The 9663-nt window shown below is 71.6% G+C and carries 10 protein-coding genes; 6 read left to right on the forward strand and 4 right to left on the reverse strand.

All coding sequences use genetic code 11. From position 1 onward, the window contains the following. Both ACFWPS_RS25590 and ACFWPS_RS25595 read left to right on the forward strand, forming a co-directional pair. Positions 1-864, forward strand: an 864-nt coding sequence (locus ACFWPS_RS25590; RefSeq protein ID WP_383708497.1) for a phosphoenolpyruvate carboxylase, incomplete at its 5' end; no start/stop codon positions are given. Positions 865-916: 52 nt separating this feature from the next. Beyond that, positions 917-1939: an MBL fold metallo-hydrolase gene (locus tag ACFWPS_RS25595; RefSeq protein ID WP_383708498.1), complete on the forward strand. Its 1023-nt coding sequence runs from the start codon at positions 917-919 to the stop codon at positions 1937-1939. Positions 1940-1961: 22 nt separating this feature from the next. Here the strand turns inward: ACFWPS_RS25595 and msrB are convergent, their stop codons facing one another. The 4 genes from msrB to ACFWPS_RS25615 form a co-directional block, all read right to left on the reverse strand. After that, positions 1962-2369 carry a peptide-methionine (R)-S-oxide reductase MsrB gene (gene msrB, locus ACFWPS_RS25600; RefSeq protein WP_383708499.1) on the reverse strand — a complete coding sequence of 136 codons (408 nt, stop codon included), beginning with the start codon at positions 2367-2369 and terminating at the stop codon, positions 1962-1964. Between the two features lie 13 nt (positions 2370-2382). Next, complete coding sequence (gene murC / locus ACFWPS_RS25605) at positions 2383-3771, reverse strand: UDP-N-acetylmuramate--L-alanine ligase (protein ID WP_383708500.1); 1389 nt, start codon at positions 3769-3771, stop codon at positions 2383-2385. Between the two features lie 241 nt (positions 3772-4012). Continuing rightward, positions 4013-4486 (reverse strand): indole-3-glycerol phosphate synthase, encoded by a 474-nt coding sequence (locus ACFWPS_RS25610; RefSeq protein ID WP_089104693.1) that lies wholly within the window; start codon positions 4484-4486, stop codon positions 4013-4015. A gap of 154 nt (positions 4487-4640) precedes the next feature. Next, positions 4641-5393, reverse strand: coding sequence for a pyrimidine reductase family protein (locus ACFWPS_RS25615; RefSeq protein ID WP_383708569.1), 753 nt, complete (start codon positions 5391-5393; stop codon positions 4641-4643). A 268-nt stretch (positions 5394-5661) separates the two neighbouring features. On the opposite strand from ACFWPS_RS25615, the gene zapE reads away from it, so the two are divergent. The 4 genes from zapE (at position 5662) to ACFWPS_RS25635 (ending at position 9518) form a co-directional block, all read left to right on the forward strand. Further along, positions 5662-6768 (forward strand): cell division protein ZapE, encoded by a 1107-nt coding sequence (gene zapE / locus ACFWPS_RS25620; protein ID WP_383708501.1) that lies wholly within the window; start codon positions 5662-5664, stop codon positions 6766-6768. A gap of 204 nt (positions 6769-6972) precedes the next feature. Beyond that, complete coding sequence (locus tag ACFWPS_RS25625; protein WP_383708502.1) at positions 6973-7368, forward strand: hypothetical protein; 396 nt, start codon at positions 6973-6975, stop codon at positions 7366-7368. Positions 7369-7461: 93 nt separating this feature from the next. Next, a complete protein-coding gene (locus ACFWPS_RS25630) occupies positions 7462-8040 on the forward strand; it encodes a carbonic anhydrase (RefSeq protein WP_383708503.1) in 579 nt (192 codons plus the stop codon). 8 nt (positions 8041-8048) lie between these two features. Continuing rightward, positions 8049-9518: a SulP family inorganic anion transporter gene (locus ACFWPS_RS25635; RefSeq protein WP_383708504.1), complete on the forward strand. Its 1470-nt coding sequence runs from the start codon at positions 8049-8051 to the stop codon at positions 9516-9518. Positions 9519-9663 lie beyond the last annotated feature (145 nt).

Consider the following 9663-nt stretch of genomic DNA (forward strand, 5'->3'; position numbering starts at 1 on the left):
GGCGAGATCAAGGTCACCGAACAGGGCGAGGTCATCTCCGACAAGTACCTCATCCCCTCCCTGGCCCGCGAGAACCTGGAACTGACCCTCGCCGCCACCCTGCAGGCCTCCGCCCTGCACACCGCCCCCCGCCAGTCCGTGGAGGCGCTGGCCCGCTGGGACGCCGCGATGGACGTGGTCTCCGACGCCGCCCACGCCGCCTACCGCCGCCTGGTCGAGGACCCCGACCTGCCGACGTACTTCCTCGCGTCGACACCGGTGGACCAGCTCGCCGACCTGCACCTGGGCTCGAGGCCCTCCCGCCGCCCCGGCTCCGGCGTCTCGCTCGACGGCCTGCGCGCCATCCCCTGGGTGTTCGGCTGGACCCAGTCCCGCCAGATCGTCCCCGGCTGGTTCGGCGTCGGCTCCGGCCTCAAGGCACTGCGCGAAGCAGGCCTGCGGCATGAAGGGGACACGGTCCTGGACGAGATGCACGAACAGTGGCACTTCTTCCGCAACTTCGTCTCCAACGTCGAGATGACCCTCGCCAAGACCGACCTGCGCATCGCCCAGCACTACGTCGACACCCTCGTCCCCGACCACCTCAAGCACGTCTTCGACACCATCCGCGAAGAACACGAACTGACCGTCGCCGAAGTCCTGAAGGTCACCGGCGAGACCGAACTGCTGGACGCCACCCCCGTCCTCAAGCAGACCTTCACCATCCGCGACGCCTACCTCGACCCCATCTCCTACCTCCAGGTCACCCTCCTCAAGCGCCAACGCGACGCCGCCGCAGCCGGAGAACCCGCCGACCCACTCCTCGCCCGCGCCCTCCTCCTCACCGTCAACGGCGTCGCCGCCGGCCTGCGAAACACCGGCTGACCGACGGCCGTCCGACAAGCCGGATTCCCCCCTCCACCACAGGAGTTCCGCCATGCCCCACGACCCCGGCCTCCCGCGCCGCGGGCTGCTGCGCAGCGCGCTCGCGACCACGGCGGCGCTGTCCGCACCGTTCCTGGACGCCTCGCCGGCGCACGCCGCCCGCCCCCGGACCGGTGCACTGAACGACCAGTCCGCCGTCCGCTCCTTCACGCTGGGAGACACCAGACTCACGTATGTCGTCGACGCGGCGATGGAACTGGACCCCACGGGCTTCCTCCCCGCCGTCCCCGCGGCCTACTGGCAGGAGCACCCGGAGGCGCTGACCCGCTCCGGCCGGATCGCCGCGTCGGCGGGGGGTGTTCTCGTCGAACGCGGCCCGCGCAGGCTGCTCGTCGACGTGGGCCTCGGCGGCAACGTCCTGTCACCGGCGCTCGGCATCTCCCGAGGAGGCGCCCTGCTGAAGACCCTGCGGGCGCTGCGGGTGTCCCCGGAGTCCGTCGACACCGTGGCCTTCACCCACCTGCACACCGACCACACCGGCGTCGGCTTCGTCCCGGACCGCGACCAGGAGCTGCACAAGGCGTTCCCGTGCGCCGACTACCTCGTGGCGGGCGCCGAATGGGGCCCGTTCTGGCGGGGGGAGATCAAGGTGGGAGCCCCGTCCTGGGACGGGTTCATGGTGCCGATGTCCCGCGTCCTGCGGGAGTTCGACGACGGCGACGAAGTATGGCCGGGCGTCACCGCCCTGATCACTCCGGGACACAGCCCCGGGCACACGACATACGTGGTCTCGGCCTCGCGCGACAGGCGGATCCTGGTCCTCGGGGACGCCTTCCACACACCCGCCCAGCTGACCCACCCCGAGTGGCCCTCCGGACCGGACGTGGACGTCGAAGGCGTGCTGAAGGCCCGCAGGACACTCCTGGACCAGCTTCTCGCGCCGCGCACCTACGCCTTCGCGTTCCACTTCGGCGACCAGGCCTTCGGCCGCGTCGTACGCGACGCGGCCGGAGACGTCCGGTGGCGACCGGTGCCGTCCCGGGCACTCCTGCCCAGCCCGGTCCGGCTCTCCTGATCGCCCGGTTGATCGCCCGGTCTCAGCTCTCGTCGGCGGTCAGCCGGAGCGAGATGGAGTTGATGCAGTACCGCTGGTCGGTGGGGGTCGCATACCCCTCACCCTCGAACACGTGCCCGAGGTGCGAGCCGCAGCGCGCACAGCGCACCTCGGTGCGGACCATCCCGTGGGTGCGGTCCTCGATCAGCTCGACCGCGTCGGTGTCCTTCGGGTCGTAGAAGCTCGGCCACCCGCAGTGGGACTCGAACTTCGTGCCGGAGGTGAACAGCTCGGCACCGCAGGCACGACAGGAGTACACACCCTTGGTCTTGGTGTCGGTGTACTCACCCCTGAAGGCCGGCTCGGTCGCCGCCTGGCGCAGCACGGCGTACTCGGCCGGCGACAGCTCCGCCCGCCACTGCTCTTCCGGCTTCTCGACGTCGTACGACATGACTCTCAGCCCCTCACTTCACCAGGCGTTCCAGGATCCTCGGGCCCAGGTCGGTCACATCTCCCGCGCCCATGGTGAGAACCAGATCACCGGGCTTCGTCATTCCCGCGACCACGGCGGGAACCTCGTCCTTGTCGTGCACGGCGGTGACGTCGGCGCCCGCGCCCCGCGCCGCCTCGATGATCAGCTCGCTGGTGACACCGGGGATCGGGTCCTCGCGGGCCGGGTAGATGTCGAGGACGACCGAGGCGTCCGCGAGGGCCAGCGCGTCGCCCATCTCCTTGCCCAGCTCCTGGGTCCGGGAGAAGAGGTGCGGCTGGAAGACGACCAGGATCCGGGCGTCCCCGCCCGCGGCGCGCATGGCCTCCAGGTCGGCGGTCATCTCGGTCGGGTGGTGGGCGTAGGAGTCGATGACCTGGACACCGGCCGCCTCGCCCTTGAGCTGGAGGCGCCGCTTCACTCCGGTGTACGCGGCCAGGGCGGGTGCGAGTTCGGCGGCCGGGACCCCGAGGGCGACTCCGGCGGCCAGCGCGGCGACGGCGTTGTGCGCGTAGTGCCGCCCGGGCACGGACACCGTGAACGTCAGCTCGGCCCCGTCCATCGCGACGGTGACCTCGCTCTTCAGGCCCTGCGGTACGACGGACAGCACCCGGACGTCGGCGTCCGCGGCCTCGCCGTACGTCACCGTCCGCGCCTTGCCCGCCACCCGCCGGGTCAGTTCGCGCGCCCCCTCGTGGTCGGCGTTGACCACCAGCGTGCCGCCGGGCACGATCCGGCCCGCGAAGGTCTCGAAGGACTCGTAGATCTCTTCCATCGAGGCGTAGTTGGCGTGGTGGTCGAGCTCCACGTTGAGGACGATGGCGACCTCGGGCGCGTACTTGTGGAAGCTGCGGTCCGACTCGTCGGCCTCGGCGACGAAGATCTCCCCCTCGCCGTGCAGGGCGTTGGAGCCGGGGGCGTCGAGGTCGCCGCCGATGGCGTACGAAGGGTTGCGGCCCAGCGCGGTCAGGGACACCGCGAGCATGGACGTGGTGGTGGTCTTGCCGTGCGTACCGGCGACCGCGATCGGACGCAGGCCGTCCATCAGGGCGGCGAGGGCGTCCGAGCGGTGCACCACCGGGATGCCCAGCTCGGCCGCGCGGGCCAGCTCGGGGTTGTCCTTCCGGATCGCCGAGGACACGACGACACAGCTGGCGTCGGCGGCGAGGTGCCCGGCCGCGTGCCCGATGTGCACGGTGACGCCGAGCGCCCGCAGCGCCTCGGCGGTCTCCGACTCCTTGGCGTCACTACCCGCCACCTCGGCCCCGCGCTGGGCGAGGATCTTGGCGATCCCCGACATCCCGGCGCCGCCGATCCCGATGAAGTGCGGTCGCTCCATGGCGGAAGGAAGGCCGGGTGCCATGTGTTTCTCCCAGAGACGGTACGTGTGCGAAAGCAGACCTAGCCTATGTGCTGCACCACGGGTCGCTTTGCAAGGGACGCAGGGCACACCCACCTACGGACGCGACCAGCGGCACATCACAGCCGACGTGAGACAGCCGACCCAAGGGGCGCGGGGCTGTACCGATATGCGGCTACCGCCGCGCGGGCGCGACAAGCCACGACGAAGCCGCACCCGCCGACGCACCGCACCCCCACGGCGCCTACGCCTTGCTGTGCGAGAACAGCTTCAGCACCGGCACCCCCACCTTGTGCCGCGCCCGGGACGCCCAGTCCCGGTGGAAGAACTCCTCCACATAGTGCGGATCGGTCAGCACGATCACCTCGTCCGCGCCCACCTCTTCCACCAGCTTCCGCAGCGCGTCCAGCGGGTGGTCCTCGACCATCCGCCCCTCCGCCGTGCTCCCCGCCGCCCGCAGGGCCGTGAGGGACACGTCCAGCGCCTGCTCGGCCGGCCCCTTCGCCGCATCGCCCTCCGGCGTCTCCCGCTCGCGCGCGGCCTCGTCGAGTTCGCCGAGTGCGATGTCGTCGATGGCCCGCAGCAGGCGGTCCGCCTGGTCGCCGCGCGGCTGGAGCAGCACGTGGAAGGCGACCTGCTCGTCCCCGTGCAAGGTGGTGACGAACTCCACGTCGGCGGACGTCAGGGCCTTCTCGATCATCAGAACGCTTGTGAACACCAGGCGCCTCTTCTCCTTAGAGGGTCGCTTCGACCCTCTGTCCTCCGTGGGGCCCAGCACCCCTGCGGAAACCATCCTGCCCCGTGATCGCACGGGTACTGCCGGATTCAGTTTGCCCGCCGGAAGCTAAGCGGAACGGTTTATTCCGCTGATTTCAGGACCGGCGATAGCGACCGAACAGGAATCCGGCCTCTTCCAGGAGGGACACTAGTTCGAAGCGCCTGGGTACGGCGACACCGGGCCCCCCGGCGATCCGCTGGGCGTCGCCCGCCGTGAGCATCGGGGAGATCGTCAGGCAGAGCTCGTCGAGGACACCCGCGGCGATGAACTGCCCGAGCAGGCGGGGGCCGCCCTCGGTGAGCAGCCGGGTGTGGCCGAGGCCGGCGAGGGCGCGGACCGCGCGGGCGGGGTCGACGCCGGCGCCGTCACCGGCGGCCACCACCCGGGCACCGGCCTCCTCGGCGGCGGCGACACGATCGGCGGCGGCCGCGGCGCCGGTCAGGACGAGCGTGGGCACGAGGGGCGAGGTGAACAGCGGGAGCGAGAAGTCGAGGTCGAGGCTCGCGGTGACGACGGCGACCGCGGCCACCCTGGCCTGGCCCGCCGCGGCCCGGGCAGCGGCGAACTCCGCCCGCTCGCGTACCGGCCGGTACTCCTCCTGCCGTACCGTTTCCGCGCCCACGACGACGACGTCCGCGAGTCCTCGCAGGGTGCCGAAGATCCGCATGTCGGCCGCGCCGGAGATGGGCTGCGACCGCCCGTCGTGCTGACCGGCCCCGTCGAGCGTGGACACCATGTTGGCCCGCAGCCAGACCTCCCGCCCGGCGGACTCGGGATAGGCATAGGCAAGGGCCAGCTCGGCAAGAGTCCACTCCCGATCGACGAGACCGGAACCTGAAGCACCCACCCCGCCGAATGCCGGACCGCCCCCGTCCGCCTCTCCGCCTTCCGGGCCGGAAGCACTCCCCGGCCCCGTCCCTTCGGCCGGACCGCCGGAGGCGCCGGCGCCGTACCCGGGCCCCGCCCCCTCGCCCGGACCGCCGAAGGCACCGACCCCACCGCCCAGCCCCGCCTCCTCGGCCGAACCGCCGGAGGCCTGGGCTGGTGTTTGTTCGGTCACAGGGAACAGGCGTCGCATGTCGTGCAGTGTGGCACGGCAACTAGCATGGGTAACCGTGTCGTCTTCTCCCGCCGCATCCGAGGTCAGCCCCATAGCCGACGTGGCCCCGCTGTCGCTGTGCGCCCGTTCGCCGCACGTCCCCGCGGACCGGCTGGTCGCCGAGATGGTGCCGCCGCCCCGTTTCGACTCGGTCCGCTTCGCCACCTACCTCCCGGACCCGAACCAGCCGAGCCAGACCGAGGCCGTACGGGTTCTGGAGGAGTTCGCCGGCGGTCTCGGCGGGGCGCACGCGGTGGCCGGCGGCAGGCGCGGCCTCTTCGGCTTCGGGAAGGCCAAGGCGGCCAGGGTGCCCGCCGGACCGCGCGGGGTCTATCTCGACGGCGGGTACGGCGTCGGCAAGACCCATCTGCTCGCCTCGCTCTGGCACGCCACCCCGGCCGAGCCCGCACTGAAGGCGTTCGGCACCTTCGTGGAGCTGACCAACCTGGTCGGCGCCCTCGGCTTCCAGCAGACCGTGCAGACCCTCTCCGGCCACCGCCTGCTGTGCATCGACGAGTTCGAACTGGACGACCCGGGCGACACCGTCCTGGTGTCGACGCTGCTCGGCCGGCTGGTGGACGCCGGCGTCGCGCTCGCCGCCACCTCCAACACCCTGCCCGGCAAGCTCGGCGAGGGCCGGTTCGCGGCCGCCGACTTCCTGCGCGAGATCCAGGGTCTGTCGGCCCACTTCCGCGCCCTGCGCATCGACGGCGAGGACTACCGCCACCGCGGCCTGCCCGAGGCGCCGGCGCCGTACTCCGACGAACAGGTGACGAAGGCGGCGTACGCCACCCCGGGCGCCTCGCTCGACGACTTCCCGCACCTCCTGGACCACCTGGCCAAGGTGCACCCCAGCCGGTACGGCGCGCTGACCGACGGCGTGTCGGCCGTCTGCCTGACGGACGTCCGGCCGGTGCCGGACCAGTCGACCGCGCTGCGGCTCGTGGTCCTCGCGGACCGGCTCTACGACCGCGAGGTCCCGGTCCTGGCCTCCGGGATGCCCTTCGACACGCTGTTCAGCGAGGAGATGCTGAACGGCGGCTACCGGAAGAAGTACTTCCGCGCGATATCCCGGCTCACCGCCCTGGCCAGGGACGCCAAGGGGCTCGTGGCCGCCGGCTAGGCCCTGTCGACCGGCTTTTATGTGATCAAGCTCCTCAGGTCAAGAGCCTGATCAGGCCACACCACCGGCGCTTTTCACGCTCTCTTCGGCTCGCAACACCGAGTTAACCCTGCAAACAACTTTGCAGGGTTAACGTGTTTCTTGACCAACCATTGACCTGTGCTTGGTGCACACGAGAGGCGTGAACTGCCGCGAGGGGGGCTCATGTTCCGAGGTACGACGGCCCGGACCGTGCTCTCGCTCCTGGCCGCCGCCCTGCTCGCCGTCCAGTTCTTCGCGCCTACGGCAACCTTCGCAGCCGCGCACACCCTCAGTCACGTCGAGGCCAAAGCCCAGTCCGGGCCGCAGCCCTCGGCGAAGGCCGTGCGTGACGGCTCGCACACCCTCCGCGACCACGGCCGCTGCGGCGAGCCCCCCGGCCCGCCGCCGACCGCCGACCGTCATCGCAGCGCCACCGCCGGCTGGGCGGACGACCGTCCGCCCACCGCGCGGCACACCGAGGCCATACGCGCCTCGGCGCCTCCCACAGCCAGGCACCACCGCACGTCAAGAGCTTCGAGAGCCCACTCACCGGCCACGCTTCAGGTCTTCCGCTGCTGACCGGGCGGGCTCTGCCCCGGCTCTCTCTCCCCCACACAACCGTCGTGCAAGCCCGACGCGCCGCTGTAGCGCGCCAGGAGGAGTCAACACACCATGCAGCCCCTCATCGACAACGCCCGTACGTTCGGACAGCGCCCTGAGGAGTTCGCCGGACTCGCCGAAGGCCAGTCCCCGCAGGTGCTCTTCATCACCTGCTCCGATTCCCGGGTCGTCCCGGCCCTGATCACCGGCGCCCGCCCGGGCGAGCTCTTCGAGCTGCGCACCGCGGGCAACATCGTCCCGCCGTACGCCTCGGTCCACCCCACCAGCGAGGCGGCCACCATCGAGTACGCCGTGGAGGTGCTCGGCGTCCGCGACATCGTCGTCTGCGGGCACTCGCACTGCGGCGCGGTCGGCGCGCTGGTGCGCGGCGACGACCTGACCGCCGTACCCGCCGTCCGGGACTGGCTGGCGAGTGCCGAGCCACGCCCGACCGGGGCGGTCGAGGATCCGGCCGTGGCCGAGGGCGTGCAGAGCCATGTGCTCGCCCAGTTGCTGCGACTGCGCTCGTACCCGTTCGTCGACAGGAAGCTGGCGGAGGGCGAACTGACCCTGCGCGGCTGGTACTACGAGGTCCACACCGGTGCCGTGCGCGAACACCGCGCCGAGACCGACGCGTTCGAGACCCTGTGAGCGTCGCGATGACCAAGTTCCCCCACATCAAGATCCCTTACATACGGCAGGACTTCGCCGCCTCTCTCGTCGTCTTCCTGGTCGCGCTCCCGCTGTGCGTGGGCGTGGCCGTCGCCTCCGGTGTCCCGGCCGAACTCGGCCTGGTCACCGGCATCGTGGGCGGTCTCGTCACCGGGATGCTGCGCGGCAGCAGCCTTCAGGTGTCGGGACCGGCCGCCGGCCTGACCGTGCTCGTCTTCGAGGCGGTGCGGGAGTTCGGGCTGCCGCTGCTCGGGGTGATCGTGCTGGCCACCGGCGTCCTGCAGATCACCATGGGCGTCCTGAAGCTGGGGCGCTGGTTCCGGGCCATCTCGGTCTCGGTCGTCGAGGGCATGCTGGCCGGAATCGGCCTGGTGCTGATCGCCGGCCAGCTGTACCCGGCGCTCGCCGCCAAGGCCCCCGAATCGGGCCCCGGCAAGGTCGCCGGGCTGCCCGGGGCGTTTCTGGACGCCCTCGGGGACGGCGGGGCGCTGGCCTCGCTGGCCCTCGGCGCGGGCACGATCGCGGTCCTGGTGCTGTGGAAGTACGCCCCGGCGAAGCTGCGGACGGTCCCCGGACCGCTGGCCGCCGTCGGCCTCGCCACCCTGGCCGCCTTCTCGCTGAGCCTTCCCGTGGCCACCGTCGAGGTGCACGGGCTGCTGGGTTCCGTCCAGCCGCCGCCGCTGAGCGCCTTCGGCGAACTGGCGAGCGTCGGGCTGATCGGCACGATCGTCGCGTTCACGCTGATCGCGTCCGCCGAGTCGCTGTTCAGCGCGGCGGCCGTGGACCGGCTGCACGACGGTCCGCGCACCAGGTACAACCAGGAGCTGATCGCCCAGGGCGCGGGCAACGCACTCTGCGGGGTGCTCGGCGCGCTGCCGATGACCGCGGTGATCGTGCGCAGCGCGGCCAACGTCCAGGCGGGCGCCCGCACCAAGGCGTCCCGGGTGCTGCACGGCGTCTGGCTGCTGCTGTTCGCGGCCCTGCTGCCGGGAGTACTGGGCTGCATACCGATCCCGGCGCTCGCCGGAATCCTGGTCTACTCGGGCGCCAAGCTGATCCCGGTGCGGGCACTGGCCGTGCTGTGGCGCGAGCACCGGGGCGAGGCACTCATCCTCGTCGTCACGGCGGTGTCGATCGTCGCGGTGAGCATGTTCGAGGGCGTCCTGATCGGGCTCGCCCTGTCGATCGTCAAGACGGCATGGGAGGCCTCGCACCTGAAACTGGAGGTCGTCGACAAGGGCTCCGGGCCGGTCGACGCCTATCTGTCGGGCAACGCGACCTTCCTGCGGCTGCCGAAGATCCTCGACAGTCTGGAGGCGCTGCCCCAGGACCGCCCGATCCGGGTGGACCTCTCCGGGCTGCACCACCTCGACCACGCCTGCCGGACCGCGCTGGAGAGCTGGGCCGAGCGGCACAGCGACGCGGGCACCGAGCCGGTGAAGGTCACGGCAGCCTGAGCCATGACCACCCGGTCACGACCTCTCGGCCAAGCCCCCTCGGTCACGGCCGCCTGAACCGGCGGCCGCCCCGGGCCGGGGGGGGGCAGCCCCGCCGCCACCCCGGGCCGCCCACCCGCCCGGCGGAGTGTAAAAGAAAAACACA

This window comes from Streptomyces sp. NPDC058457 (assembly GCF_042720695.1).
Classification (GTDB): Bacteria; Actinomycetota; Actinomycetes; order Streptomycetales; family Streptomycetaceae; genus Streptomyces.

Coding starts and splice junctions, on each gene's coding strand:
- murC (WP_383708500.1), bottom strand. CDS start 3,771: ATGGCACCCGGCCTTCCTTCCGCCATGGAGCGACCGCACTTCATCGGG.
- ACFWPS_RS25595 (WP_383708498.1), top strand. CDS start 917: ATGCCCCACGACCCCGGCCTCCCGCGCCGCGGGCTGCTGCGCAGCGCG.
- ACFWPS_RS25630 (WP_383708503.1), top strand. CDS start 7,462: ATGCAGCCCCTCATCGACAACGCCCGTACGTTCGGACAGCGCCCTGAG.
- msrB (WP_383708499.1), bottom strand. CDS start 2,369: ATGTCGTACGACGTCGAGAAGCCGGAAGAGCAGTGGCGGGCGGAGCTG.
- ACFWPS_RS25625 (WP_383708502.1), top strand. CDS start 6,973: ATGTTCCGAGGTACGACGGCCCGGACCGTGCTCTCGCTCCTGGCCGCC.
- ACFWPS_RS25635 (WP_383708504.1), top strand. CDS start 8,049: ATGACCAAGTTCCCCCACATCAAGATCCCTTACATACGGCAGGACTTC.